At 67.2% G+C, this 25,553-nt stretch carries 23 protein-coding genes; 9 read left to right on the top strand and 14 right to left on the bottom strand.

What is annotated here, in order from left to right; all coding sequences use genetic code 11:
- Window positions 1-13 precede the first annotated feature (13 nt).
- The 9 genes from AC1ROX_RS25575 to AC1ROX_RS25535 form a co-directional block, all read right to left on the bottom strand.
- Window positions 14-877, bottom strand: a complete 864-nt coding sequence (locus AC1ROX_RS25575; RefSeq protein ID WP_493130563.1) for an ABC transporter permease — start codon at window positions 875-877, stop codon at window positions 14-16.
- Window positions 874-2,025 carry an ABC transporter ATP-binding protein gene (locus AC1ROX_RS25570; RefSeq protein WP_493130561.1) on the bottom strand — a complete coding sequence of 384 codons (1,152 nt, stop codon included), beginning with the start codon at window positions 2,023-2,025 and terminating at the stop codon, window positions 874-876. Before AC1ROX_RS25570 ends, AC1ROX_RS25575 begins: the two co-directional genes overlap by 4 nt.
- A complete protein-coding gene (rutA, locus tag AC1ROX_RS25565) occupies window positions 2,022-3,104 on the bottom strand; it encodes a pyrimidine utilization protein A (protein ID WP_493130559.1) in 1,083 nt (360 codons plus the stop codon). Before rutA ends, AC1ROX_RS25570 begins: the two co-directional genes overlap by 4 nt.
- A gap of 93 nt (window positions 3,105-3,197) precedes the next feature.
- On the bottom strand, window positions 3,198-4,220 hold the full coding sequence (locus AC1ROX_RS25560; RefSeq protein WP_493130557.1) for an oligopeptide/dipeptide ABC transporter ATP-binding protein: 1,023 nt from the start codon (window positions 4,218-4,220) through the stop codon (window positions 3,198-3,200).
- The gene (locus AC1ROX_RS25555) at window positions 4,217-5,194 is read right to left on the bottom strand and encodes an ABC transporter ATP-binding protein (RefSeq protein WP_493130555.1); all 978 of its coding nucleotides are present in this window, start codon (window positions 5,192-5,194) and stop codon (window positions 4,217-4,219) included. The genes AC1ROX_RS25560 and AC1ROX_RS25555 overlap by 4 nt, the downstream gene beginning before the upstream one ends.
- Entirely contained in the window at window positions 5,191-6,033 is an 843-nt protein-coding gene (locus AC1ROX_RS25550) for an ABC transporter permease (RefSeq protein ID WP_493130553.1), read from the bottom strand. The genes AC1ROX_RS25555 and AC1ROX_RS25550 overlap by 4 nt, the downstream gene beginning before the upstream one ends.
- Window positions 6,030-7,040, bottom strand: coding sequence for an ABC transporter permease (locus AC1ROX_RS25545; protein WP_493130551.1), 1,011 nt, complete (start codon window positions 7,038-7,040; stop codon window positions 6,030-6,032). Before AC1ROX_RS25545 ends, AC1ROX_RS25550 begins: the two co-directional genes overlap by 4 nt.
- A 2-nt stretch (window positions 7,041-7,042) precedes the next feature.
- Window positions 7,043-8,626, bottom strand: a complete 1,584-nt coding sequence (locus AC1ROX_RS25540) for an ABC transporter substrate-binding protein (protein ID WP_493130549.1) — start codon at window positions 8,624-8,626, stop codon at window positions 7,043-7,045.
- A gap of 14 nt (window positions 8,627-8,640) precedes the next feature.
- Entirely contained in the window at window positions 8,641-10,008 is a 1,368-nt protein-coding gene (locus AC1ROX_RS25535) for an LLM class flavin-dependent oxidoreductase (RefSeq protein WP_493130547.1), read from the bottom strand.
- A 147-nt stretch (window positions 10,009-10,155) separates the two neighbouring features.
- Here AC1ROX_RS25535 and AC1ROX_RS25530 point away from each other — a divergent pair, with 147 nt between their 5' ends.
- The 5 genes from AC1ROX_RS25530 to hutC (AC1ROX_RS25510) all read left to right on the top strand — a co-directional run bounded on the left by AC1ROX_RS25530 (window position 10,156) and on the right by hutC (AC1ROX_RS25510) (window position 14,405).
- Window positions 10,156-10,962 carry a phytanoyl-CoA dioxygenase family protein gene (locus AC1ROX_RS25530; RefSeq protein ID WP_493130545.1) on the top strand — a complete coding sequence of 269 codons (807 nt, stop codon included), beginning with the start codon at window positions 10,156-10,158 and terminating at the stop codon, window positions 10,960-10,962.
- A 22-nt stretch (window positions 10,963-10,984) separates the two neighbouring features.
- On the top strand, window positions 10,985-11,938 hold the full coding sequence (locus tag AC1ROX_RS25525; RefSeq protein WP_493130543.1) for an ABC transporter substrate-binding protein: 954 nt from the start codon (window positions 10,985-10,987) through the stop codon (window positions 11,936-11,938).
- 178 nt (window positions 11,939-12,116) lie between these two features.
- Window positions 12,117-12,893 (top strand): ABC transporter permease, encoded by a 777-nt coding sequence (locus AC1ROX_RS25520; protein ID WP_493130541.1) that lies wholly within the window; start codon window positions 12,117-12,119, stop codon window positions 12,891-12,893.
- Window positions 12,890-13,672, top strand: a complete 783-nt coding sequence (locus AC1ROX_RS25515) for an ABC transporter ATP-binding protein (protein ID WP_493130539.1) — start codon at window positions 12,890-12,892, stop codon at window positions 13,670-13,672. Before AC1ROX_RS25520 ends, AC1ROX_RS25515 begins: the two co-directional genes overlap by 4 nt.
- Window positions 13,673-13,679: 7 nt before the next feature.
- Window positions 13,680-14,405 carry a histidine utilization transcriptional repressor HutC gene (hutC, locus tag AC1ROX_RS25510; RefSeq protein ID WP_493130537.1) on the top strand — a complete coding sequence of 242 codons (726 nt, stop codon included), beginning with the start codon at window positions 13,680-13,682 and terminating at the stop codon, window positions 14,403-14,405.
- On the opposite strand, the gene AC1ROX_RS25505 is transcribed toward hutC (AC1ROX_RS25510), so the two are convergent.
- The 5 genes from AC1ROX_RS25505 to hutI all read right to left on the bottom strand — a co-directional run bounded on the left by AC1ROX_RS25505 (window position 14,390) and on the right by hutI (window position 19,787).
- On the bottom strand, window positions 14,390-14,578 hold the full coding sequence (locus tag AC1ROX_RS25505; protein ID WP_493130535.1) for a hypothetical protein: 189 nt from the start codon (window positions 14,576-14,578) through the stop codon (window positions 14,390-14,392). The two genes, hutC (AC1ROX_RS25510) and AC1ROX_RS25505, sit on opposite strands and share 16 nt — an antisense overlap.
- A gap of 7 nt (window positions 14,579-14,585) precedes the next feature.
- Complete coding sequence (locus tag AC1ROX_RS25500; RefSeq protein ID WP_493130533.1) at window positions 14,586-15,266, bottom strand: DUF1028 domain-containing protein; 681 nt, start codon at window positions 15,264-15,266, stop codon at window positions 14,586-14,588.
- Between the two features lie 125 nt (window positions 15,267-15,391).
- Window positions 15,392-17,053 (bottom strand): urocanate hydratase, encoded by a 1,662-nt coding sequence (gene hutU / locus AC1ROX_RS25495; protein WP_493130531.1) that lies wholly within the window; start codon window positions 17,051-17,053, stop codon window positions 15,392-15,394.
- Entirely contained in the window at window positions 17,050-18,591 is a 1,542-nt protein-coding gene (gene hutH / locus AC1ROX_RS25490; protein ID WP_493130529.1) for a histidine ammonia-lyase, read from the bottom strand. The genes hutU and hutH overlap by 4 nt, the downstream gene beginning before the upstream one ends.
- A complete protein-coding gene (gene hutI / locus AC1ROX_RS25485) occupies window positions 18,588-19,787 on the bottom strand; it encodes an imidazolonepropionase (RefSeq protein WP_493130527.1) in 1,200 nt (399 codons plus the stop codon). The genes hutH and hutI overlap by 4 nt, the downstream gene beginning before the upstream one ends.
- A gap of 30 nt (window positions 19,788-19,817) precedes the next feature.
- Between hutI and AC1ROX_RS25480 the strand changes: the two genes are divergently transcribed.
- From AC1ROX_RS25480 to AC1ROX_RS25465, 4 genes are read left to right on the top strand one after another with little or no spacing between them, the layout of a single operon-like run.
- On the top strand, window positions 19,818-21,185 hold the full coding sequence (locus tag AC1ROX_RS25480; protein ID WP_493130720.1) for a formimidoylglutamate deiminase: 1,368 nt from the start codon (window positions 19,818-19,820) through the stop codon (window positions 21,183-21,185).
- Entirely contained in the window at window positions 21,182-21,901 is a 720-nt protein-coding gene (gene hutC, locus AC1ROX_RS25475) for a histidine utilization transcriptional repressor HutC (protein WP_493130525.1), read from the top strand. Before AC1ROX_RS25480 ends, hutC (AC1ROX_RS25475) begins: the two co-directional genes overlap by 4 nt.
- 54 nt (window positions 21,902-21,955) lie before the next feature.
- Window positions 21,956-23,965 carry a hydantoinase/oxoprolinase family protein gene (locus AC1ROX_RS25470; RefSeq protein WP_493130522.1) on the top strand — a complete coding sequence of 670 codons (2,010 nt, stop codon included), beginning with the start codon at window positions 21,956-21,958 and terminating at the stop codon, window positions 23,963-23,965.
- A complete protein-coding gene (locus tag AC1ROX_RS25465) occupies window positions 23,962-25,551 on the top strand; it encodes a hydantoinase B/oxoprolinase family protein (RefSeq protein WP_493130519.1) in 1,590 nt (529 codons plus the stop codon). Before AC1ROX_RS25470 ends, AC1ROX_RS25465 begins: the two co-directional genes overlap by 4 nt.
- Window positions 25,552-25,553: the final 2 nt, after the last annotated feature.

The raw sequence follows: 25,553 nt of genomic DNA, 5'->3' as shown, positions 1-25,553 counted from the left end.
CCTGCCCATGGGCTCAGGCCCCCAGCCGTCTTATGTCGACGACGCGCAGCGCCACCACGACGCCCGCCAGCATGCACAGCATGAGCAACACGGCGACCACCGAGGCGGCGCGGATCTGCGAGCCTTCGTAGAACAGCAGGACGAGGTTGGAGAGCAGCGCGTGCTTGTTGCCGCCGATCGTGGCGACGGTCGCGAAGTCCGACATCACGTTGAGGAAGACCAGTACCTGCCCGATCACCACGCCCGGCAGGGTGAGCGGAAAGACGATGCGGCGGAACACCACGAAGGGCGGCGCCTTCAGGGTCATCGCCGCCTCGCGAAGCTGCGGCGGGATCGAGTTCAGCATGTAGACGACGGGGCCGGCCGCCATCATCGTGTAAAGCGACACCTGCGCCATGGTGATGCCGGTGTGCGAGTAGAGGAACGCCTCGATCGGCGACTGGGTCGCGCCGGCGAACATCAGGGTCTGGTTGATCACGCCATTGACGCCGAGGAACGGCACCCAGGCGATGGCGCGAATGAGCGTGCTGGTCCAGAACGGGATGATGAAGGCCAGGAACAGCGCCAGCCGCCAGCCCGGGCTGCGCACCTTCATCACCAGGAAGTAGGCGATGCCGTAGCCCAGCACGCCGGTCAGCGCCATCAGCGTGGCGGTGTGGAGGATCGTGCTCAGCACCAGCTTGAGATAGGTCTGGTTGGCGAAGAACCGCGCGTAATTGTCGAAGGTGAGCGGGCTCGCCGTCGAGAAGGCCCGGCCGCCCCAGAACGACACCCAGACCAGCAGCACGATCGGCACCACCACGACAGCCACCATCCAGGCCGCGGCCGGCAGCGCCAGCCAGTAGCCGGCGGCGGAGCGCGGCCGGATGGTGCTCACGCGCCCGCTCCCCCGTGCAGCACGGTCGCTTCGATCGCCCAGCCAAGCGTCACCCGCTGCCCCGGCACGATGCGGGCCGCGTGCGCGCCGAACTGGTCGTATTTCATCACCTCGCCGTCCGACCGTTCGAGGATATGCCGGCGCACCGAGCCGAAATACTCGACGGCCGTGCAGGTGGCGGTCAGGCGATTGACGTGACGGTCGGAGAGCTGGTCGGTGATCTGCTCGGCCCGCACCGAGAAGGAGACTTCCGTGCCCGGCTGCACCGGTGCCGCACCGCGCGGCCGCGGCCCCAGGAAGGTGCCGGTCGCCGTCTCGATGCCGAACGCATCGGCCAGCACGTCGCCCATGCGGCCGCGAAAGACGTTGTTGCCCTGCACGAAGCCCGCGACGAAGGCGGTCGCGGGGCGCAGCAGGATATCCTCCGGCGTGCCCTGCTGCTCGATCCGCGCGTGGTTCATGACCACGACGAGGTCACCAAGAGAAAAGGCCTCGTTCTGGTCGTGCGTCACCCAGATGAAGGAGATGCCGGTGCGCTGCTGCAGGAGCTTGAGCTCGAGCATCACGGTTTCGCGCAAGGAATAGTCGAGCGCGCCGATCGGCTCGTCGAGCAGCAGGATGCGCGGCTCGGTGATCATCGCGCGGGCGAGCGCCACGCGCTGGCGCTGCCCGCCGGACAGGCTGGCGGGCTTGCGGTCGGCCAAGGCCGCGATCTCGAACGACGTCAGGATGTGCTGTACCCGCTGCGCGATCTCGGCCTTGGGCCGGTGCAGCATCTCGAGGCCGAAGCCCACCTGCCTGGCCACCGTCATGTGCGGGAACAGGGCGAAGTCCTGGAACATCATGGCGATGTCGCGCTGCCACGGCGGATCCTTCGTCACCTCCTTGCCGCCGATCAGGATGCCGCCGTCGTCGGGCTCCTCGAGGCCCGCGATGCAGCGCAGAGTCGTCGTCTTGCCGCATCCCGACGGGCCCAGCAGGCAGACGAACTGGCCCTTGCCGACCTTCAGCGACACGTCGTCGACGGCGGTGAAGGTGCCATAGCGCTTGCGGATGTTGCGCAGCTCCAGGTCGAGCTGCGGCCTTGCCGTCCCCTGCGTCGTGCCGGCCGTCGCCGGCGGTGGGGTCGCAAGGGCGTCCACGGTCATGCCGCGGCGGCGGCCAGCTTGGCCCGGCTTCGCATCAGCGGCTGGATGCGTTGCCCGAACTGTTCGATGCCGATGATGAAATCGTCGAAGGTCAGCATAACGCCGGCCAGCCCGTCGATCTCGGCCATCTCGTCGAGCAGGCGCGCGACCGTGGCGTAGGAGCCGATCAGGCGCGAACCGTTGTTGGGCAGCGGCTCGCGGCGGCGGATGCGGCCGGCCGTCGAGTTGGCCGCGGCGAACTTGTCGGACGCCGCCTGGTCGGAGCGCCAGTCGATGGCGTCGAGATCGACACCGGCCTTGTAGTGCTCCCACTTGGCCATCGCCGCCTCGTCGGTCTCGTCGGCGATGATCATGGTGAGGGCCAGCGCCTTCACGTCGCGACCGGCGGCGGCGCAGGCGGCCTTGAGCCGCCCGACCGCCTCGGCGCAATCGCGCGGATCGTTGGCCTCGCCCTGGCCGCTGCAGAAATTGTAGGTGCAGTGCTCGGCCGCGAACTTCATGCCGGCGTCGCTGGTCCCCGCCGAGATCAGCCTGATCGGCCGCGACGGAAGTGGCGACAACCGGCAGTCGTTCATCGTGAAGTAGTTGCCCTTGAAGTCGGACTGCCCTTTCTCCCAGAGTTCCTTCATCACCGTCACGTACTCGGTGACCATCTCGTAGCGATGCTTGAAATGCTCCTCGCCCGGCCACAGGCCCATCTGGTCATACTCGGCCTTCTGCCAGCCGGTCACGAGGTTCACGCCGAAGCGGCCCTTCGAGATGCTGTCGATCGTGACGGCCATGCGCGCGGTGATCGCCGGCGGCAAGGTCAGCACGGCGACGGTCGCGATCAGGTCGATGCGCGTCGTCACCGCGGCGAGGCCCGCCATCAGGGTGAAGGATTCGAGATTGTCGTCCCAATGGCGCGACTTGCCGCCGAAGCCGCGCAGCTTGATCATCGACATGGCGAAGTCGAAGCCGTAGCGCTCGGCGCGCTGCACGACCTCGCGGTTGAGGTCGAAGCTCGGCGTGTATTGCGGCGACGTCGACGAGATCAGCCAGCCATTGTTGCCGATGGGAATGAAGACGCCAATTTCCATCCTGCACCTGCCTTTGATACCGGACAGGCAGCAAGCGTCATGCCATCGGCGTGCATCGCGGAATCGCAGGAAAAGAGCCCCTTCGGCGCCCGTTCAGGCGCGGCGCTTTGCTCCGATCGAAGCAGTCTGCCCTTCTTCTCCCGCCATGTCGGCGCGATGGCAGGCAACCTCGTGTCCGGTTGCAACAGGTTGCAGCTTCGGTGCCGTTTCTTGGCAAGCGGGTACACCGATCGGGCAACGGCCGAAGAACGAACAGCCGGGCAGGACCAGCCTCGGGTTCGGGGGATCGCCGCGCACCAGCGACGGACCGGACGCGCGTCGTCCCGTGAGCCGAGGCGCCGCCGCCAGCAAGGTGCGCGTATAGGGATGAGTCGGCTGGCCGAACACGGTCTTCGCCGTGCCCAGCTCGACGATGCGGCCGAGATACATGATCGCGACGCGGTCGGACAGGCGCTCGACCACCGACAGGTCGTGCGAGATGAAAAGATAGGTGAGCGAGAACCGCTCACGCAGTTCCAGCAGCAGGTTCAGCACCGTGGCCTGCACCGACATGTCGAGGCCTGAGGTCGGCTCATCGAGGATCAGCACGCGCGGCTTCAGCAGGAGGATGCGCGCCAGTGCCAGCCGCCGCAGCTGTCCGCCGGAGAATTCATGCGGATAGCGCCGCGCCGATACCGGGTCGAGTCCAACCGCCTGCAGCATCGCCGCGACTTGGTCGCGACGTTCCGAGGCGTTGCCCACGCCGTGGATCTTGAGCCCCTCTTCCAGCGTCCGCCCGATGCTCCACCAGGGATCGAGCGCCGCGCCGGCGTCCTGATGGGAATACTGCACGATGCTGCGCGCCCGCCGCGCCTCTTCTGGCACGAGCCCGCTCACCCGGCGTCCCTCCAGCAGGATCTCGCCGTCGCTCTCGCGCTGCAGGCCGAGGATGGTCCGCCCGAGCGTGGTCTTCCCGCAACCGGACTCGCCCACGAGGGACAGGATCTCGCCGGCCTGCAGGTCGAGGCTCACCTGCTTCACGGCCTGCACCGGAAGCACGGTGCGTTGCAGGAAGCCCTTCCGGCCGCCCAGCCGTACCGACACGTCGCGCAACGTCAGAATCGGGTCGGCGGTCATGCGAACTGCACGCAGCGGACCTCGGCACCGGACCGGGCCTGCCCCTGCGGCGGCCGTCCCGTGAGGCAAAGCGCCCGCGCATCGCTGCAGCGCGGCGCGAACAGGCAACCTGGCGGACGCGCCAGCGGCGACGGCACCGAGCCCGGGATGCCGAGGAACGTCGTGGCGCGGTCGGGATGGCAGGCGAGCAACGCGCGGGTGTAGGGATGCGACGGCGCATCGAGGATCGCCTGCACGGCCCCCGCCTCCACCGTCTGGCCGGCATAGATGACGCAGAGATCATCGCACAGCTCGGCGACGACGCCGAAATCGTGGGTCACGAACAGCAGCGAGATCCCGAACTCGGCCACCAGTTCGCGTAGCAGGAGCAGGATCTGGTGCTGGGTCGTGACGTCGAGCGCCGTGGTCGGCTCGTCGGCGATCACGAGGCCCGGCGCGCAGGCCAGCGCCGCCGCGATCAGCAGGCGCTGGCGCTGCCCGCCCGAGAACTGGTGCGGATAGCGTTCGAGCGCGGTTTCCGGATCGGGCACCTGCATGCGCTTCAGCAGGCTCACCAGCCGCTCGACATGCGCCCGTCGCCGCGCCGCGCCGCGCAACCCGTTGTCGGGCGCATGCCAGCGCATGATCTCGAGCATCTGGGTGCCAACCTTGAACACCGGATTGAGCGCCAGCAGCGGGTCCTGCGGGATGAAGCCGATGCGGCTGGAGCGCACGCCGTCGTTCAGCTCGGCTTCGGAGAAGGCCAGCAGGTTCTCGCCCTCGAACCAGATCTCGCCGGCCTCGACCGTCGCCGCGCGCGGCAGGATGCCCATGATCGAGCGGATCAGCGTGGACTTGCCGCAGCCCGATTCGCCCACCACGCCCAGGATGCGGCCACGCTCCAGGGTGAGGCCGATATCATCGAGGATCTCGGCCTTGCCTTCGTCGGTGCGGATCGAGACCTTGAGGCCGCGTACGCTGAGGACGGGGATCATCGCGACCGTCGGATGCGGGGATCGACGATGTCGCGCAGACCGTCACCCAGGAGATTGAAGCCCATTACGGTGATCAGGATCGCGAGGCCGGGGAAGGTCGCATACCACCAGGCGCGCGGCAGGTAGGTGCGGCTTTCGGCGATGGCGAGACCCCAGTCCGGCGCCGGCGGCGTCGCGCCCATGCCGAGGAAGCCCAGGACCGCCGCCACCAGGATGGTGAAACCGAGCCCGATGGTGGCGCGCACGATCACCGGCGAGAGCGCGTTGGGCAGGATGTGCAGGAAGACGATGCGACCGGTCCCGGCGCCGATGCCGCGCAAGGCGTCGACGAACAGCGACGCCGAGAGCCGCCGTGTCTCGGCATAGACGATGCGGGTGAAGTACGGCCAGTAGGTGAGCGAGAGCGCCAGCATCGCGCTTTCGAGCGAAGGCGACATGAGCTGCGCCAGCGCAAGGGCGAGAACGAGCTGCGGGATCGCCAGCACCACATCGGTGACCCTCATGATGCTCTCTGACACCCAGCCGCCGCGATAGCCGGCGATCAGGCCCAGGGGCACGCCGATCAGCATGGCGGTCGACACGACGGTGAGCGCGATCGAGAGCGCGCCGCGCGCGCCCAGGATGACGCGCGAGAAGATATCGCGACCGAGATTGTCGGTGCCGAACGGAAAGGCGGCGCTGGGCGGCTTCAGGCGGCGCGTGAGATGCGAGGCCGCCGCGTCCTCCGGATAGGGCGCCAGCATCGGCCCGAAAATCGCGATCACCAGCACGAAGAGCACGATGCCGAGCCCCAGCATCGCCGGCAGGTCGCGGCTGAGCTTGCGCAGGATCGGGTTCATCCCCGCTCCATCAGGCGCGGATCGAGCACGCCATGCACCAGATCGGTCAGGATATTGACGGCGGCATAGACCACGCCGACCAGCAGCGTGACCGCGAGCATGACCTGGCGGTCGCCGGTCAGGATCGCCTGCACCGTGTAGCTGCCGATGCCCGGCCAGTCGAAGATCGATTCGACCACCACGCCGCCTGCGATCAGGCCGCCGAACAGCAGGCCGATCTGCGTCACCGTCGCGGTCACCGAGTTGCGCAGCACGTAGATCCAGACGAGGCGTCGCCGGCGATAGCCCATGGCGCGTTCGTAGAAGACGAAATCCTGCTGCAGCGTGTCGAGCACACCGGCCCGCGTGAACCGCACGATGGTGGCGAGCCCGCCCAGCGACAGCGTCACCGCCGGCAGGACGAGATGGCGCAAGGCATCCGAAACCACGTCGAACCGGCCGGCGATCAGCGCATCGAACACCATGAAGCCGGTGACCCTCGGCGGCCGCGCTATCGTGGGGGAGATCTCGCCACGGAGGGGCAACCAGCCCAGCTCCATCGAGAAGAAGAGCTGCAGCATGATGGCGAACCAGAAGGCCGCCACGGCGATGCCCATCACCGAGAAGACGCGCAGCAGATAGTCCGGCCAGGCATTGTGCGAGAGGCCGGCGATGACGCCCAGCGGCACCCCGACGAAGACCGAGATCGCCAGCGCGCAGAAGGTGAGCATCAGCGTCGCCGGCAGGCGCTGGGCGATGTCGACGGCCACCGGCCGGCGCGAGAAAGCGCTCTCGCCGAGATCCAGCGTGGCGACCTTACCCACATAGGAGACGAACTGCTCCCAGATCGGGCGGTTGAGGCCGTATTGCTGGCGCAGTTGCTCGATCTGTTCGGGCGTCGCGGCATCGCCCGCCATCGCCACCGCGGGATCCGACGGCACGACACGGATCAGCAGGAAGGTGATGACCAGCAACCCGAGCAGCGACGGCAGCACGAGCAGGCAGCGCCGGACGACGAAACGCAGCATGCTCAGCTATCGAGCGTGATCCAGCGAATCTCCGCGCCTTGGCCGACGGTGCAGAAGCGGCGACCCTTGACCCGCCTGTTGAGGCCCTGGAGCTGCATGGAGTTGTAGATCCAGATGTCGGGCGAATCGGCCATGATCTTGCGGATGGCCTCCTCGTAGAGCGGCGCCCGCTCCTCCTGCTTCACCGCCGCACGCGCCTTGCGCAGCAGCGCGTCGACCTGGTCGTTCTTGTAGTAGGACGAGGCCTTCCAGGTGCCGTGGAACTGGCTGTCGTACATCTGGCCGACCCAGTTCTCAGGATCGACGAAATAGGTGCTGACCCAATGGACCCACATGTCGGGCGTGGTGTCGGGCTTGGCGGCGGCCGTGGTCAGGTTCGACCAGATGTTGCCGACCACTTTCAGGTTGATGCCGATCTGCGCCAGGTCGGACTGGAAGAGCTGGGCGCCCTGGACGCTCTGCTCGTTCTCCGACTGCACGTGCAGCTCCAGCGGACGCTTCATCGGCGCGCCCTCGGCAACGGCTTTGGCGTAGTATTCCTTGGCCTTCTTGAGGTCGTAGTCGTAGCCCTTCACGTCCTTGGGAATGCCCCACAGATTGTCGGGCATGGGATAGGGATCGCGCGTGGCGTAGCCGCCCAGGATGTCCTTGATGAAGCCCATGTAGTTGAAGGCGTGCGCGAAGCACAGGCGCGCATTGAGATTGTTGAACGGCGGCTTGCTGTTGTTCATGCGGATGACGAAGGTCCGCATGACCACATCTTTCTGGACGTAGGCGATCTTGGAGGCGTTGATCGGCTCCACCTGGTCGGCCGGCAGGTTGGGATCGGTGCAGTCGAGCGACCCGTTCAGCAGGGCCAGCACGCGCGTCGAGGTTTCCTTGGTCGGCCGGTAGGCGATCTTCTTCACCGGCTTGGGATTGTGCGACCAGCCGAGGAAATGTCCTTCGTTGATCTCCATGTCGAGATATTCGAGCGGCCGGTAGCCCGCGGGAACGATGCGATAGGAGCCCGAGCCCGCGCCGTTCGACGCGAGCCAGGCCTTGCCCCAGTCGCCGTTCTTCACGTTGGGCTCGATCAGCCGCGGATTGACGATGGAGATGCTCGGGATCGCCGCGAAGAACGGCGCATAGGAGGTCTCGAGCTTGAACCGCACGGTCAGCGGATCGGGCGCCGTGACATTGTCGGGCTTCAGGATCTTCAGGAACGCGCCGGCCGGGGCCAGTCCCAGCGCCAGCACGCGGCGGAAGCTGTAGACGACGTCTTCCGCCGTCAGCGGGCTGCCGTCATGGAACTTGATGTTCGGGCGAAGCTTGAACTCCCACAGCAGGCCGTCGTCGGAGACGGTGTGGCTTTCGGCCAGCCACGGCACGATCTGCGGCGGATCGTTCTGGTAGCGATAGAGATTGTCGTAGGCGTTCAGCATCATCGACTGCATCGGCACGTCGTAGACCTGATGCGGATCGAGGTTCATCGGCAGCGCGAAGCCGCTGACGAAGGTCGATGCGTCGGCAGCCTGCACCGACCGCATCGAGCCCGCAACGAGAGCACCGGCGGCCAATCCGCCGATCTGGCGGCGGCCGAGCATGGGTCCTTTCCTTGTCATTGGGCGGCTCCGGCGAAACGGTCGGCATGGAAACGGTTGATCGGCCGCGGCAGGCCGAGATTCCCGCGCAGGGTCATGGCTTCGTACTCCGTTCTGAACAGACCCCGGCGCTGCAGTTCGGGGATCACGAGGTCGACGAAATCGGTCAGCGAGCCCGGCAGCCAGGCCGGCATCACGTTGAAGCCGTCGCAGGCGCCGTCCTTGAACCAGTGCTCCATCTCGTCGGCGACCTGTGACGGCGTGCCGATGGTGAGCACGTGTCCGCGCGGACCGGCATTGGCGAGGCAGAGTTCCCACAAAGTGAGATTGTCGCGGCGCGCCTGGTCGAGCAGGAGACGCTGGCGGCTGAGCGGACCGTTGGTGTCGGGCATCTGCGGCACCGGCCCGTCGAGCGGCAGCTTGTCGAGATCGTGCACACCGATCGTGTGTTCCAGTACGGCGAGGCCGACGCTGGGATGGATCAGCGACTGCAGGTAATCGTACTTCTCCTGTGCCTCCGAGGCAGTGGGTGCGACGACCGGATAGAGGCCGGGCATCACCAGAACCTCGGCCGGCGAACGGCCGAAGCGCGGCAGCCGCCCCATCACATCGCCGTAGAACTCCTTGCCCTGGTCAAAAGTGGTCTGCGCCGTGAACACCAGCTCGGCGAGGCGCGCCGCAACATCGCGTCCGGTGCCCGAGGCGCCGGCCTGGACCAGCACCGGTCGTCCCTGCGGCGAGCAGCCGACATTGAGCGGCCCTCGCACCTGGAAATGCTTGCCCTTGTGATGCAGCGGATGGAGCTTGGAGGGATCGAAGAAGACGCCCGATTCCTTGTCGCGGATGAAGGCGTCCTCGTCCCAGCTGTCCCACAGGCCGGTGACGACCTCGGCGAATTCGATGGCGCGTTCGTAACGGTCGGCATGCGCAGGGTGCTGTTCGAGACTGTAGTTGAGCGCGTCATCCTCGTTGTTCGAGGTGACGAGGTTCCAGCCGGATCGGCCGCCGCTGATCTGGTCGAGCGAGGCGAACTGGCGCGCCAGCGTGTAGGGCTCGTTGAAGGTGGTGGTCGAAGTGGCCACCAGACCGAGATGCTTCGTGACGGCGGCGAGCGCCGACAGGATCGTCATGGGCTCGAATTTGACCACCTTGCCCATGCGGCCGCGCGATTCAGGCGTTCCCGACAGGCTGACGGCGGCCGTGTCGGCCAGGAAGAGAAAGTCGAACTTGCCGCGCTCGGCGGTCTGCGCGACCTCGACGGCGTCGGCGAAGCTCGCGCCCGAATGAAAGTGAGCTTCAGGATGACGCCAGGCAGCAACATGCTGGCCGGTCTCGTGAACAAAGGCGCCGAGATGCATCATCCCGCGTTGAGTCTTTTGAGGCACGCCTCGCTCTCCCGTTGGAACGCGGACAATCACTGCAAAAAGACGCAAGTCCCATGCCACGCCTTGCTCGAAAGGTGGCTCGCATTGATTGTGCACATGGCACAGAATCTGCTGACTTGACCTGTATAGACAGGCTACAGGCTAGGCATGGGAATCGAACAAAAAGCGCCAGTCACGGACGACGCGGACCTCTATCGCCAGGACGGTGCGATCGTGCTGCGCGGCGTCTTCGATGACTGGGTGGAACCACTGCGCGCCGGCATCGATGCGCTGATGGCCAATCCCAGTCCGCTGGAGCGGACGGTGCGGCCGGCCGACGGCTCGGCGCCCTTCTTCCAGGACCTGTGCAACTGGCAGCGCATCCCCGAGTTCGAGGCCTTCGTCTACAAGTCGCGCGCCGCCGAGATCGCCGCGCGGCTGATGGGTTCACGCACGGCCCGCTTCTTCCATGACCATGTGCTCGTGAAACAACCGGGCGGCAGCACGGTGACGCCGTGGCACCAGGACCAGCCCTATTACTGCGTCGAGGGCCGGCAGAGTGTCAGCTTCTGGATCCCGCTCGATCCCGTGCCGCGCGACGTGGTGATGGAGTGCATCAAGGGCTCGCACACCTGGGGCAAGGGTTTCAGGCCCATGCGTTTCGACGGCACGCGGCTCTATGCCAACGACGATTTCGAGGTGATGCCCGACATCGAGACGCTGCGCCCCACACTCGACATCGCGGGCTGGGACATGCAGCCGGGCGACGCCATTGCCTTCAATTTCCGCACGGTGCACGGCGCGCCGGGCAACCAGTCGCCGCGCGCGCGTCGCGTCTTCTCGGCGCGCTGGGTCGGCGACGATGCCGTCTTCGCCAAGCGCGCCGGCCGGACCTCGCCGCCCTTCCCCGATCTCGGGCTGCTGGACGGCGAGCCGCTCGATAGCCCACTCTTTCCCGTCGTCTATCGTTCGTAACAATCAAAGCAGGAGCTTCATCATGTCCAAGTTCACAGCAGTGGCCGCCCTTCTGGCGGCGACGGCCATCGCCGGCGGCGCCGCGGCTCAGGACACCAAGGTCTCGATCGGCATCTCCGGCTGGACCGGCTTCGCGCCGATCACGCTGGCCAAGGAAGCCGGCATCTACAAGGCGAACGGCCTCGACGTGACGATCAAGAAGATCCCGCAGAAGGACCGCCACCTGGCCATCGCCTCGGGCGACCTGCAGTGTGCCGCCACCACGGTCGAGACCTGGATCGTGTGGAACACCAACGGCATCGCCACGACCCAGCTCTTCAAGATGGACCAGGGCATGGGCTCTGACGGTATCGTCGCCCGCAACGACATCTCCAAGGTCACCGACCTGAAGGGCAAGACCGTCGCCGCCTCGGCGCCGGGCACCAACCCGCACTTCACCTTGGCCTGGATCCTGAAGAAGAACGGCATGTCGCTGAAGGACGTGAAGCTCGTCACCCTGGAGCCCGCGCCCGCCGCCAACGCCTTCGTCACCGGCAAGGACCTCGACGCCGCCGTCACCTACGAGCCCTATCTCAGCCTGGTACGCGACAAGCCCGAGACCGGCAAGCTGATCGCCGACTCGCTGCAGTACCCGATGGTGTTCGACTCGTTCGGCTGCACGCCGAAGTTCATCAAGGAGAACCCGAAGGCCGTGAAGGCGCTCACCGAGAGCTACTTCCAGGCCCTCGACATGATCGCCAAGGACAAGGAAAAGGCCTTCACGATCATGGGCGCCGACGTGAAGCAGACGGCCGAGCAGTTCGAGAAGTCCCAGGCCAAGATCAAGTGGGCCGACCGTGAAGCCAACAAGAAGTTCTTCAACGGCGAGATCCAGGCCTTCAACAAGGAAGCCGCCGAGCTGCTGCTCGAGATCGGCGTGATCAAGGCCAAGCCGGACAACATGGATACGCTGTTCGACACGACGTACATCCAGTAACGGGTCACTCTCTGCCGTCACTGGTAGAGCCATCGCCTATAAGCAAAGGTCCTTCGCTACGCTCAGGATGACACCGGTTTTGCGGTCGGCGCACTGCGCAGTTTTCAACAATAGTGTCATCCCGAACGAAGTGAGGGACCTTTCTCTGAGATGGCGCGGAAGATTTGAGTAAAGGCGCATGAAACTGCTGGTTCCCGTCAAACGGGAGAATCGCATCATCCTGGGCGTGGCGTTCTTCGTCGCCTTCGTCGCGCTCTGGTCCCTGATCACCTGGACCGGCGCCGTCCCGAAGCACTTCCTTGCCTCGCCGTGGCAGACGCTGACGTCGGGGTACGATCTCTTCGCCACGCAAGGCTTCACCTACGATGTCGGCATGACCATCTGGCGCGTGGTCGGTGGCTTCCTGCTCGCCGCCATCATTGCCGTGCCGCTCGGCATCGCGATGGGCGTCTACAAGCCGATCGAGGCCTTCTTCGAGCCCTTCGTCTCCTTTGCGCGCTACCTGCCGGCCTCGGCCTTCATCCCGCTGCTGATCCTGTGGGTCGGCATCGGTGAGGCGCAGAAGCTCACCGTCATCTTCATCGGCTGCTTCTTCCAGCTCACCCTGATGATCACCATGATCGTGGCCGGCACGCGCCGCGACCTGGTGGAAGCCGCCTATACGCTGGGCTGCAAGGATAGCGGCGTGATCCGCCGTGTCGTGCTCCCGGGCGCCGCCCCCGACATCGCCGAGGCGTTGCGCCAGGTGCTGGGGCTGGGATGGACCTACATCATCGTCGCCGAGCTGATCGGCGCCTCGTCGGGCATCGGCCACATGATCACCGACAGCCAGGCGCTGATGGCGACCGACCACATCATCGCGGGCATCGTCGTGATCGGCCTGGTCGGCCTGCTGTCGGACCTGGCTTTCAAGAAGGCGAACCAGCACCTCTTTTCGTGGAGCCTGCTGCGATGAGCCGGCTTTCGATCCACGGCGTTTCCAAGATCTTTCCCGGCCACAAGCGCAACACGCCGCCGACGCAGGCGTTGCTGCCGGTCGACCTCGAAGTCGGCGACAACGATTTCATCACCGTGCTCGGCCCCTCGGGCTGCGGCAAGTCCACCCTGCTGCGGCTGGTTGCCGGGCTCGAGACACCGACGACGGGTGAAATCAAACTCGACGGCACCAACATCGTGGGTGCCGGCGCCGACCGCGGCGTGGTGTTCCAGAGCTACACGCTCTTCCCCTGGCTCAACGTCCGCCAGAACATCTGCTTCGGCCTGCGAGAAAAGGGCATGAAGCTCTCGGAACAGCGCGAGATCAGCGACCGGTTCATTGCCCAGGTCGGCCTGCGCGGCTTCGAGGAGCATTTTCCCAAGCAGCTCTCCGGTGGCATGCAACAGCGCGTGGCCATTGCGCGCGCCTTGGCCAACGACCCCAAAATCCTCCTGCTCGACGAGCCGTTCGGCGCGCTCGACAACCAGACGCGCGTGCTGATGCAGGAACTGCTGCTGGGCATCTGGGAGCGGGCCCAGAAGACGGTGATGTTCATCACCCACGACATCGACGAGGCCATCTTCATGGCGAGCAGGGTCGTCGTGTTCAGCGCGCGCCCGGGCCGCATCAAGACCGAGCTGACCGTCGACCTGCCGCATCCGCGGCACTACACGGTCAAGACGACGCCCGAATTCATGGCGCTGAAGGCCCGCCTCACCGAGGAAATCCGGGTCGAAGCCATCGCCGCGGATCACTGAGGGAGCGATGGCCTCGACCGCGCTCTACCAGCAGGTCGAAGACTATATCGTGCGCCACATCCAGGATGGATCGTGGCCGCCTGGCCACCGCCTGCCGTCGGAGCACGAGCTGGTGGGCCGGTTCGGCATGTCGCGCATGACGGTGAACCGGGCGCTCCGCGACCTCGTCCAGCAGGGCCGCATCGTGAGGGTGGCGGGCGTCGGCAGCTTCGTCGCCGAGGACAAACCGCAATCGACCCTGCTGCACATCGCCAGCATCGCCCGCGAGGTCCGCCAGCGCGGCCACGACTATCGCTGCGCGCTCATAAGCGCCGACCGTGTCGCGGCGCCCGCCGATGTCGCGGCCTGGCTCGGCCTGCGCTCAGGCCAGTCGGTCTTTCATTCGGTGTGCCTTCACCTCGAAAACGAGGTGCCGGTCCAGTTCGAGGACCGCTACGTCAACCCGCAGGTCGTGCCGGACTTCCTCGACCAGGATTTCAACGACATCCCGCCGGGCGAGTACCTGGTGCAAAACGTGCCGTTCGACGAGATCGAGCATGTCGTGGATGCGGTGTTGCCGACACCGGAACAGGCAAATCGCCTGCAGATCGACCCGTCGGAGCCCTGCCTGATGCTGACACGGCGCACCTGGACGCGCACGACACTGGTCACGATGGTGCGCTGCCTGCACCCGTCTTCACGGTACCGGCTGGGCTGCCGCTTCGATGCGGTGGGAAATCAGAGATTGGGCTGAAGGGCCTTGGCGGCGGTGAGAGCCGCCCAGGAACGCGAGGCCTGCTGCGCCCAGAGCGCCCGCTTCATCTCGGCTTCGAGGCGTTCGCGGGCGGCCTTGTCGGCCGGTTCTTCGGAGGGGATGACATCGCGGGGCATGCCGACCAAACGCCACAGCCCGCGATAAAGTTGCATTACAAGATCAAGTCGTCTTGAGCGTCATGCCGGGTGGCGGCACCGCGGCTTCCGGATCGACGGCGCGGATCACATAAGCCTCGGCTTCGGGCTCGTACTTCGCCCAGAGACGGGCGAGTTCGGCGATCGGCTGGGCATGGTCGTCGGCGCGCAGGTCGACATAGGGAAAAGACTCCCGGTCGACGACGAGCAGCGCCGCAGACGTTACCGGCTGGAACTCGCCACCCGCCGCCTCGCCGGCAGCCAGCGCATCGAGCAGGCGGCGCGCCAGCGGCTGATCGGGAGAGGCCTCGAAAGCACTGACCATCGCCTGTGGGATCGCGGCGGACCGCACGATGTTGGCGATGGCAGCGCACTCCTTGCCCTCCGCCTCGCCACGCTCGGCCCGGACATTGGCGCCGGAATAGACGGCGGTGCGGCCGGCCGCATCGATCAAGGCCAGCTGCCGCCAGTGCCGGTGCGGCGTCGCCGCGACCACCGCCTGCATCGCCTCCGGCGCCGAGAAACCGTGCGCCAGCAGGTCCAGCGCCAACGGCCCCAGCCTGGGATCGGTACGATGCTGCGTCAGCGCCGCCCCAATGCCCGCCCGCGCATGCGAGCAACGCGACCCGACCGAGATCGACGAGGTGGTCACCGCGGCGCCCAGCATGCCGGTGCGGGCACAGCGTCCGACGAGCGATAAGGTCATAGCGACTCCCTGTTCTCGTGACTCAAAGGTCCCTCACTGCGTTCGGGATGACAATCTTGTCGGATTAGCACCGGGCGCCGATGCAGAAATCATTGTCATCCCGAACGCAGTGAGGGACCCTTCTTTTACAAACTCGGCAGATTGAGCCCCTTCTCGCGGGCACAGTCGATGGCTTCCTGGTAGCCCGCGTCGGCATGGCGCATGACGCCGGTCGCCGGGTCGTTCCACAGGACGCGCTCGATGCGCTTGGCCGCCTCCGGCGTGCCGTCGCAGACGATGACCATGCCGGCATGCTGGGAGAAGCCCATGCCGACGCCGCCGCCATGATGCAGCGACACCCAGGTCGCGCCCGAGGCGCAGTTGAGCAGCGCATTGAGCAGCGGCCAGTCGGACACGGCATCGGAGCCGTCGCGCATGCCCTCGGTCTCGCGGTTGGGACTGGCGACCGAACCGGAATCGAGATGATCGCGGCCGATCACGATTGGCGCCTTGAGCTCGCCCTTCGCCACCATCTCGTTGAAGGCGAGGCCGAGGCGATGGCGGTCGCCCAGCCCGACCCAGCAGATGCGCGCCGGCAGGCCCTGGAACTTGATCTTTTCGCGAGCCATGTCGAGCCAATTGTGGAGATGCTTGTTGTCCGGCAGCAGCTCCTTCACCTTCGCGTCGGTGCGATAGATATCCTCGGGATCGCCCGACAGCGCGGCCCAGCGGAACGGCCCGACGCCACGGCAGAACAACGGCCTAATGTACGCCGGCACGAAGCCCGGGAAGGCGAACGCGTCGGCCACGCCCTCTTCCAGCGCCATCTGGCGGATGTTGTTGCCGTAATCGACCGTGGGCACGCCGAGCTTGTGGAATTCGAGCATGGCGCGGACATGGCCGGCCATCGACTGCTTCGCCGCCTTGGCGACGCCGGCCGGATCGCTGGCGCGCTTGGCCTCCCAGTCGGCCAGGGTCCAGCCTTTGGGCAGGTAGCCGTTCACCGGATCGTGGGCCGAGGTCTGGTCGGTGACGCAGTCCGGCCGCACGCCGCGACGCAGCAGCTCGGGCAGGACGTCGGCGGCGTTGCCCAGCAGGCCGACGGAGACGGCCTTCTTCTCGGCCGTTGCCTTGGTGATGATCGCGAGCGCGTCGTCGAGGTCCTTCGCTTGCACATCGAGATAGCCGGTGCGCAGGCGGAACTCGATGCTGCTCGGCCGGCATTCGATGGCGAGGCACGAGGCACCGGCCATCGTCGCCGCCAGCGTCTGCGCGCCACCCATGCCGCCCAGGCCCGCCGTCAGGATCCAGCGGCCGGCGAGGCTGCCGCCATAGTGCTGGCGCGCCATCTCGACGAAGGTCTCGTAGGTGCCCTGAACGATGCCCTGGCTGCCGATGTAGATCCACGAGCCGGCCGTCATCTGGCCGTACATCATGAGGCCCTTGCGATCGAGCTCGTTGAAATGCTCCCAGGTCGCCCAGCGCGGCACGAGGTTGGAGTTGGCGATCAGTACTCGCGGCGCATCGGCATGGGTGCGGAACACGCCCACCGGCTTGCCCGACTGGACGAGCAGCGTCTCGTCGGCTTCGAGCTTGCGCAACGACGCCACGATGCGGTCGAAACTCTCCCAGTCGCGCGCGGCGCGGCCGATGCCGCCATAGACGACGAGCTCGCCCGGCTTCTCGGCGACGTCGGGATCGACGTTGTTCATGAGCATGCGCAGCGGCGCCTCGGTGAGCCAGCTCTTGGCCGAGAGTTCGGTGCCGTGCGGCGCGCGGATGGTGCGGGCATTGTCGATGCGGTTCATTTTGTCTCCTGAAGGGCAGGCAGAAAGCCGGGGCCGACGGCGGCGACGATCGTGCCGTCGGCGACAAAAGAGGTGGCCTTCTCCATGTCGGGATGGAAATGGCGGTCGTCTTCGAGATGCGGCACGGCATTGCGCAGCAAGGTGCGCACCGCCTCGAGCGGCGGGCTGGAGGCCAGCGGCCGGTGGAAATCGCAACCCTGCGCGGCCGCCAGCAGCTCGATGCCGATCACCGACGAAAGATTGGCCGCCATGTCGAGCAGGCGGCGCGCGCCGTGCGCCGCCATCGAGACATGGTCTTCCTGGTTGGCCGAGGTCGGGATCGAATCGACGCTGGCGGGATAGGCGCGTTGCTTGTTCTCGGAGACCAGCGCCGCCGCCGTCACCTGCGGGATCATGAAGCCCGAGTTGAGGCCGGGCCGCGGCGTCAGGAAGGCCGGCAGGCCCGACAGCGCCGGGTCGACCAGCATGGCGATGCGGCGCTCGGCCAGCGAGCCGATCTCGCACAGCGCCATCGCGATGATGTCGGCCGCGAAGGCCACCGGCTCGGCGTGGAAGTTGCCGCCGGACAGGGCTTCGTCGGGATCGGTGAAGATCAAAGGATTGTCGGTGACGCCGTTGGCTTCCGTCTCGAGCGTGGTTGCGGCCTGACGCAGAATGTCGAGTACGGCGCCCATGACCTGCGGCTGGCAGCGCAGGCAGTAGGGATCCTGCACCCGCTCGTCGCCGACGAGATGCGAGGCGCGGATCGCCGATCCGGCCATCAGTCGACGCAGCGCTTCGGCCGCCGCGATCTGCCCGCCATGGCGGCGAAGATGATGGATGCGCGGATCGAACGGCGCATCCGAGCCGCGCGCCGCATCGGTCGAAAGCGCACCGGTCACCAGCGCTGCGCCATGGAGGTTCTCCGCCTCGAACAGGCCGGCCAGCGCATAGGCGGTCGAGAATTGCGTGCCGTTCAGCAGCGCGAGCCCTTCCTTGGCGCCCAGCACCAGCGGCTTCAGCCCGAGGTCGCCCAGCGCCTTCGCGGCCGGCACGACCTCGCCTTCGACGATGAAACTGCCGACGCCGATCATCGCGGCACTCATATGCGCGAGCGGCGCCAGATCGCCCGAGGCGCCGACCGAGCCCTGGCAGGGCACCACGGGCGTCAGGCCTTCGGCCAGCAGCGTTTCCAGCAGCCGCACCGTCGCGGGCTGCACGCCCGACGCGCCCTGCGACAGGCTCCCGAGTTTCAGCGCCATCATCAGGCGCACCACGGACACCGGCATCGGCGCGCCGACGCCGGCGGCGTGGCTCAGCACGATGTTGCGCTGCAGGGTTTGCAGGTCGGCTTCATCGATGCGGACGCTGGCCAGCTTTCCGAAGCCGGTGTTGATGCCGTAGACGGGCTGGTGCCTGGCGAGAATGGCCGACACCGCCCGCGCCGACTTGTCGATCACCTCATAGGCGGCCGGGTCGAGGCTCACCGCGGCGCCGCGATAGATGTCGCGCCAGGCCGAAAGAGGAACCGTTCCCGGCGTGATCACGATCGCCTTCATCTGCCCCTCCAGACCCGCGCCTGCAGCGGATTGAAGCCCATGCGGTAGACCAGCTCGGCCGGGCGCTCGATGTCCCAGATCGCGAGGTCGCACCATTTGCCGGCTTCGAGCGTGCCGACACTGTCGAGACAGCCCAACGCGCGTGCCGCCTCGCGCGTAACGCCGGCCAGGCATTCATCGACCGTGAGCCGGAACAGAGTCGCGCCCATGTTCATCGCCAGCAGCAGTGAGGTGAGCGGCGAGGTGCCGGGATTGCTGTCGGACGCCAGGGCAATCTTGACGCCGTGCTGCCGCAATAGGTCGACCGGCGGCTTGTGCGTCTCGCGCACGAAGTAGAAGGCACCCGGCAGCAGGACCGCGACGGTGCCGGCTTGTGCGAGCGCCTTAACGCCGGCTTCGTCGACATGCTCCAGATGATCGGCCGACAGCGCGCCGTAGCGTGCCGCGAGGCTCGCGCCGTGGAGGTTGGAAAGCTGCTCGGCATGCAGCTTTACGCGCAGGCCCTTGGCCTTGGCCGCCTCGAAGATCCGTTCGATCTGCTGCGGTGTGAAAGCGATGCCTTCGCAGAATCCGTCGACCGCATCGGCCAAACCTGCCTTGGCGACGGCCGGCAGCATCTCGTCGCAGACGTTGGCGATGTAGGCGTCCTTGTCGCCGTTGGCTTCCGGCGGCAGCGCGTGGGCGCCGAGGAAAGTCGTCTTGACCGAGAGAGGCCGCATCTCGCCGATACGACGCGCCGCGCTCAGCGATTTCATTTCGGTGGCAAGGTCGAGCCCGTAACCGGACTTGATCTCCATCGTCGTGACGCCTTCGGCGATCAGCGCATCGACCCGCGGCAGGGCACCGGCGACCAGCGCTTCCTCGCTCGCCGCGCGCGTCGCGCGCATGGTCGAGACGATACCGCCGCCCGCGCGCGCGATCTCCTCGTAGCTGGCGCCGGCCAGTCTCAGCTCGAACTCATGCGCGCGGTTGCCGCCGTAGACGATGTGAGTGTGGCAGTCGACCAGGCCCGGCGTGATCCAGCGGCCGACGCAATCGATCGTCTCCGCGGCGGCGAGCGCCGGTGCCTCCGCCGCCGCGCCGGCATAGACGATGCGCCCGTCGCGCGCGGCCACAAGCCCGTCTTCGACGAGGCCCAGCCCCTCGCCCGTCAGGGTCGCGAGGCGTGCGTTCTTCCAGAGGCGGTCACATTGCATGGCGGCCTTATTATGACTATACATAATGGCATGTCCAGAACCGGTCTCTGGTTTCGCTCCCTGCTCCTGCCCGACGGCTGGGCCGACGGCGTGCGCCTCACCATGGTGGACGGCCGGATTGAAACCTTGATGAAGGACACCCCGGCCGAGGCGGGGGATGAAATCCACGGGATCGGCCTGCCCGGACTGCCGAATCTGCACAGCCACGCCTTCCAGCGCGGCATGGCGGGTCTGACGGAGCAGCGTGGCAGCACGAGCGACAGTTTCTGGACCTGGCGCGAGGCGATGTACCGCTTCGTCGACCATATGGGGCCCGAGGAGGTCGAGGCGATCGCCACCCAGGCCTTCCTCGAAATGCTCGAAAGCGGTTTCACCCGCGTCGGCGAGTTCCACTACGTGCATCACGACCCGAGCGGCGTGCCCCATGCGAATATCGCGGAACTGGCGACGCGGATCGCCGCAGCGGCCGGCGAGACCGGCATCGCGCTGACGCTCCTCCCTGTCTTCTATCTCCATGCCGGATTCGGCGGCCTGCCCGCCGCGCCGGGCCAGCGGCGCTTCATCAACGATGTCGATCGTTACGCCAGACTGATCGAAGCCAGCCGCAAAGCCGTGTCATCGTTACCCGGTGCAGTGGTCGGCATCGCGCCGCACAGCTTGCGCGCGGCGACGCCCGAGGAGATCACGGCCATCCTGCCGCTCGCGGATAGTGGCCCCGTCCACATCCATGTTGCCGAGCAAACCAAAGAGGTCGAGGACTGTCTCGCCTGGTCGGGCAAGCGGCCGGTCGAGCTTCTGGTCGATCGCCTGCCGGTCGATGAGCGTTGGTGCCTCGTCCATGCCACGCATGTCACCGAGGCCGAGAGCGCCGGCATCGCGGCCCGTGGTGCGGTCGTGGGCCTCTGCCCGATCACCGAAGCCAATCTCGGCGACGGACTCTTTCCTGCGCAATCCTTCATGGAACGTGGCGGCCGGTTCGGCGTCGGCTCGGACTCGAATGTCCTGATCGATGCCGCCGAGGAGCTGCGCCTGCTGGAATACGGCCAGCGCCTCGCCCTGCGCACGCGCAATGCGCTGGCAAAGGCGTCGACACTGTCGGTGGGACGCAGCCTGTTCGACGCAGCCCTTGCCGGCGGCGCACAGGCGCTCGGTGCGTCGTCGACGCTCGCCGTCGGACAGGCGGCTGATCTCGTCAGCCTGAAGGCCGACGACAACGCGCTAGCACATCGCCGTCGCGACCGGTGGCTCGATGGCTGGATCTTCGCGGGCGGCCAGCAAACCGTGGACTGTGTCTGGCGGGCCGGCGCCAAGCTCGTTAAGGACGGCCGGCACATCCATCGCGACGCGATCGGCAAGCGCTACCGGCAGGCGCTGCACAAGGTGCTGCAAGCCTCATGAGCAGTACGCCCGCCTCCCTTCACCAGAAGATCCTCGGCGACCTGCAGGGCAAGATCCTGTCGGGCAAGCTGGCGCCCGGCGCGCGCATCGCCACCGAGCACGAGCTGGCCGAGGCCTACGACTGCTCGCGCATGACGGTGAGCAACGTGCTGGCCAAGCTCGCCCGCGCCGGCCTGATCGAGCGCCGCCGCAAGGCCGGCACCTTCGTGACGCGCCCGCAATCGCAGGCGGCGGTCCTCGAGATCCACGACATCAAGGCGGAAGTGCTGGCGCTGGGCCTGCCCTATCGCTTCGAGCTGGTGTCGCGAAACGCGCGACGCAGCACCGCAGCCGATCGCGAGCGGCTCGACACGAAATCGACCGGCCGCCTCATCGAGCTCGTCGCCCGTCATTTCGCCGGGCCGAAGGTCTTTTGCCTGGAAGAGCGATTGATCAACCTGGAAGCGGTGCCCGAGGCCGCCCGCGAGAGTTTCCAGGACGTGGCGCCCGGGCGATGGCTGCTCGACAGCGTCCCCTGGACCGCGGCGGAACATCGGATCAGCGCCAGCAACGCGTCGGGATCCGTGGCCTCGTCCCTGTCGGTCCGGTCCGGCACGGCCTGCCTGATCGTCGAACGCCGCACCTGGCGCGCCGCCCTGCCCGTCACGCACGTCCGTCTCACCTATCCGGGCGATTCCCACCAGCTCGTCGCGCATTTCACCCCCACGTCCGTCTAACGCCGGCGGAGAATGGCCCGTATCCTGCTCCGGCGGCGCCAAGGAGCGTGAGATATGTCGGAAAGTGGCTGGCAGGTCGGGATCGACATCGGAGGAACCTTCACCGATCTGGTGGCCTTGCTGCCGTCGACCGGCGACGTGCGCTCGATCAAGGTGCCGACCCAGCGCAACGATCCCGTTGCCAGCATCCGCGCCGCCCTCGCGGCGGCCGATCTCGCCGCCGAGTCCGTCGACGATCTCGTCCATGGAACGACGCTCGTCACCAATGCGATCGTCGAGGACAGGGTCGAACCCGTCGCCCTGGTCGCGACTGAGGGCTTCGAGGATGTGCTCGATATCGGCCGCGCGGGTCGCCAGCATCTCTACCGGCTCGACCTGCCGCCACGACGCGAGGCGCAGGTGCCGCCGGAACGCCGCATCGCCCTGGCCGAGCGCGTCGACTTCACCGGCGCAGCCATCCTGAAGCCCGACGGTGCCGCGATCAACGAGGTGGTGATGCAGGCGAAGGCGATGGGCATCGAGAGCATCGCCGTGTCGCTGCTCCACGCCTATGCCAACGCCGACCATGAGCGCACCGTCGGCGCGGCGCTGGCCAAGGAATTTCCCTTCGTCTCGCTGTCGCACGAGGTCAATCCGGAGACGCGCGAGTTCGAACGCACGGCGACCACGGTGCTCAATGCCTCCGTCATGCCCATCGCGGCGCGCTATCTCGATCGCCTGCAGCGCGAGGTGAAAGGCGCCCGCCTGCACGTCATGCATTCGGCGGGCGGCATGGCCTCGCCCGAGGCCGCCGCCAAGCGACCGCTTTCGATGGCGCTGTCCGGCCCGGCCGCCGGTATCTCGGCCGCGGCCAGCGTCGCCGCGTCGCTCGGCCTCGAGAAGGTGCTGAGTTTCGACATGGGCGGCACGACGACCGATGTCTGCCTGATCCTGAACGGTGCGGCCGAGATCTCCACCGATTCCAAGCTCGCGGGCCGGCCGGTGCGCCAGCCCATGGTCGCCGTCGAATCGATCGGCGCCGGCGGCGGCTCGCTGGTGACCTTGGGGACCGGCGGCCTCTCCATCGGTCCGCAAAGTGCCGGCGCGGAGCCAGGCCCCGCCGCCTATGGGCGCGGCGGGACTCGCGCCACCGTCACCGACGCCAACGCGGTCCTCGGCTATCTCGACGCGACGAAGCGCTTGGGTGGCGCCATCTCGCTCGACGTCGCCGCGGCCGAAGCCGCCCTCGCGCCGCTCGCCGCACGTCTGGGCGTCGGCATCATCGAGTTGGCGCTGGGCGTGCAGCGGGTCGCCAACGCCGCCATGGTGCGGGCGCTGGCGAGGGTCACCGTGGAGCGCGGCGTCGACGGGCGTCAATGCACGCTTCTCGCTTTTGGCGGCGCCGGCCCCATGCATGCCGTGGGCCTCGCGCGCGAATTCGGCATCGCCGAGATCGTGGTGCCGCGCTTCTCCTCGGGCTTCTCCGCCCTGGGCTGCATCGTCGCCGACATGAGCTACACCCAGCAACAGGCCGTGCGAATGCTGAGCACGAGCTGGGACGCGACCCGCTTCGCCACCCTCCATGACGGCATGCTCGCCGCGCTGATGGCGCCGCTGCACAGCCACGGGCACGGCGCCGACGAGATCACCGTCGAACGTACCGCCCTCGTCCGCTATGTCGGCCAGAGCTACGCCGTCGAGGTGCCGTTCGCCCAGCCGCTCGACCTCGAACGCCTGGGCCGCGACTTCCGCAAGCGCCACCATGAGATCTACGGCTACGCGACCGAGGAGCATTGGGAGATGCAGAGCCTGCGCATGCGCGCCCTGGTCGCGCGGCGTACGACCTTCGGCCCGCTCGGCATCTCGGGCGAAAGCGCCGTGCCGACTTCCGTCACTCCGTGCTGGTTCGAACCTGCCGCGCCACATCCCACGCCACGTTACGATCGCGACCGGCTGCCGACCGGCGTGCGCATCTTGGGTCCCGCGATCGTCGAGGATGCCTGGTCGACCATCGTCGTGCCGCCCGGTTACACGCTCAGCTCGGACGCGATGGGCCATCTCTGGATTCGCGAGGATGCACGATGAGAAACAGCGTCGATCCCTTCACCGTCGAGGTGATCCGGCATGCGCTGACCGCCGCCGCCGAGGAGATGTCGTTCGTGGTCATGCGTTCGGCGCGCTCGCCCCTGCTGCGCGAGGCCGGCGACCTGTCGTCGGCCCTTACCGACCACAAGGGCGACCTGATTGCGCAGGGCCGGGACATTCCGATCCATCTCGGCGTCATGAGCTTCACGGTGAAGAAGTTCCTGGAACGCGTGCCGGCCGAGCGGCTGCGGCCAGGCGACGTCTGGTTCCTCAACCTGCCCGAGGTCGGCGGCAACCATTTGCCCGACGTAAAGGCGATCCGGCCGATCTTCCTCGAAGGCCAACTGTTCGCCTTCGCCGTCAGCCTCGCCCATTGGGGCGATATCGGCGGCGCCTGGGCCGGCAGCTACTTCGCCGCCGCCACCGAGACCTGGCAGGAAGGCGTGCGCATCCCGCCGCTGCGCCTCTTCACCGCCGACGGCATCGACGAGGAGAAGCGCGACTTCCTGCTGGCCAACCTGCGCGGACCGGCCGAGCGCGAGGGCGACCTGATGGCCCAGATGGCCTCGACCCGCGCCGCCGAGGGACGGTTGCTGCGGCTGGGCGAAGAGCACGGCGCCGCGACCCTGCGCGCCGCGCTCGACCGGCTCGACGACCTGTCCGAAGCGCAGATGCGCGAGGCGATCGCCGGCCTGCCCGATGGCGTCTACGAGGGCGAGGACTTCCTCGACGACGACGGACCGGGAGGACGGCCCGCAGCCATTCGCGTGCGCGTGGAGATCGCGGGCGAGACGGCGAAGTTCGATTTCTCCGGCACCGACGACGCCGTCGCCGGTCCGCTCAACACCACGCCGTTCGTGGCGATGGCGGCCGTCTACTATGCGATCAAGGCGGTCGCCGGGCCGGAGATCCAGCCCAATGGCGGTTGCTATCGTCCGCTGGAAATCCGCACGCGGCCGGGCTCCATCCTCGAACCCGGCATCGACAAGCCCGTGGTCGGCGGCAACCACGAGACCTCGCAGCGCGCGGTCGATGCCATCATGCGGGCCTTCGAGAAGGCCGTGCCCGAGCGGCTCACCGCTGGCGGATCGACCACTGCGGGCCTGCTGATCTTCGGCGGCAAGCGGCGCGACGGCGCCATCGGCACCTTCTATGAGACGCATGGCGGCGGCGAAGGCGCTCGCGTGGATCGCGACGGCACGCCCGTCGTGCGCGTCCATCTCACCAACACGATGAACACGCCGGCCGAGATCGTCGAATCGGAATACATGATCCGCGTCGACGAGCAGCGGCTCCGGCGCGACTCCGGCGGCTCCGGCCGCCATTGCGGCGGCGACGGCATGCGCCGCGCCTATACGGTGATGGAAGACGGGCTTTCGCTCACCACCATGTTCGAACGGCGCGTGATCGCACCCTACGGGCTGCAAGGCGGCGCCGACGGCGCGCCGTTCCGGGTGACGCTCCATCGCGCCGCGGGCGGCAGCCGCGAACTCTCGGGCAAGGAGAACCTCACCCTGGCCAAGGGCGACCGGGTCGTGATGGAAACGTCGGGTGGCGGCGGCTACGGCACGCCCGCCGGGGAGTGAAG

Source organism: Reyranella sp. GW821-FHT14A01, from assembly GCF_058803965.1.
Note: the sequence above shows the minus strand (reverse complement) of the source record. Positions and strands in the feature narration are given on the sequence as shown.

Bases quoted from the DNA above. Each gene is read 5' to 3' on its own strand.
- AC1ROX_RS25570 (WP_493130561.1), bottom strand. From the start codon at position 2,025: ATGACCGTGGACGCCCTTGCGACCCCACCGCCGGCGACGGCCGGCACG.
- rutA (WP_493130559.1), bottom strand. From the start codon at position 3,104: ATGGAAATTGGCGTCTTCATTCCCATCGGCAACAATGGCTGGCTGATC.
- AC1ROX_RS25560 (WP_493130557.1), bottom strand. From the start codon at position 4,220: ATGACCGCCGACCCGATTCTGACGTTGCGCGACGTGTCGGTACGGCTG.
- AC1ROX_RS25555 (WP_493130555.1), bottom strand. From the start codon at position 5,194: ATGATCCCCGTCCTCAGCGTACGCGGCCTCAAGGTCTCGATCCGCACC.
- AC1ROX_RS25550 (WP_493130553.1), bottom strand. From the start codon at position 6,033: ATGAACCCGATCCTGCGCAAGCTCAGCCGCGACCTGCCGGCGATGCTG.
- AC1ROX_RS25545 (WP_493130551.1), bottom strand. From the start codon at position 7,040: ATGCTGCGTTTCGTCGTCCGGCGCTGCCTGCTCGTGCTGCCGTCGCTG.
- AC1ROX_RS25540 (WP_493130549.1), bottom strand. From the start codon at position 8,626: ATGCTCGGCCGCCGCCAGATCGGCGGATTGGCCGCCGGTGCTCTCGTT.
- AC1ROX_RS25530 (WP_493130545.1), top strand. From the start codon at position 10,156: ATGGGAATCGAACAAAAAGCGCCAGTCACGGACGACGCGGACCTCTAT.
- AC1ROX_RS25525 (WP_493130543.1), top strand. From the start codon at position 10,985: ATGTCCAAGTTCACAGCAGTGGCCGCCCTTCTGGCGGCGACGGCCATC.
- AC1ROX_RS25520 (WP_493130541.1), top strand. From the start codon at position 12,117: ATGAAACTGCTGGTTCCCGTCAAACGGGAGAATCGCATCATCCTGGGC.
- AC1ROX_RS25515 (WP_493130539.1), top strand. From the start codon at position 12,890: ATGAGCCGGCTTTCGATCCACGGCGTTTCCAAGATCTTTCCCGGCCAC.
- hutC (WP_493130537.1), top strand. From the start codon at position 13,680: ATGGCCTCGACCGCGCTCTACCAGCAGGTCGAAGACTATATCGTGCGC.
- AC1ROX_RS25505 (WP_493130535.1), bottom strand. From the start codon at position 14,578: ATGCAACTTTATCGCGGGCTGTGGCGTTTGGTCGGCATGCCCCGCGAT.
- AC1ROX_RS25500 (WP_493130533.1), bottom strand. From the start codon at position 15,266: ATGACCTTATCGCTCGTCGGACGCTGTGCCCGCACCGGCATGCTGGGC.
- hutU (WP_493130531.1), bottom strand. From the start codon at position 17,053: ATGAACCGCATCGACAATGCCCGCACCATCCGCGCGCCGCACGGCACC.
- hutH (WP_493130529.1), bottom strand. From the start codon at position 18,591: ATGAAGGCGATCGTGATCACGCCGGGAACGGTTCCTCTTTCGGCCTGG.
- hutI (WP_493130527.1), bottom strand. From the start codon at position 19,787: ATGCAATGTGACCGCCTCTGGAAGAACGCACGCCTCGCGACCCTGACG.
- AC1ROX_RS25480 (WP_493130720.1), top strand. From the start codon at position 19,818: ATGTCCAGAACCGGTCTCTGGTTTCGCTCCCTGCTCCTGCCCGACGGC.
- hutC (WP_493130525.1), top strand. From the start codon at position 21,182: ATGAGCAGTACGCCCGCCTCCCTTCACCAGAAGATCCTCGGCGACCTG.
- AC1ROX_RS25470 (WP_493130522.1), top strand. From the start codon at position 21,956: ATGTCGGAAAGTGGCTGGCAGGTCGGGATCGACATCGGAGGAACCTTC.
- AC1ROX_RS25465 (WP_493130519.1), top strand. From the start codon at position 23,962: ATGAGAAACAGCGTCGATCCCTTCACCGTCGAGGTGATCCGGCATGCG.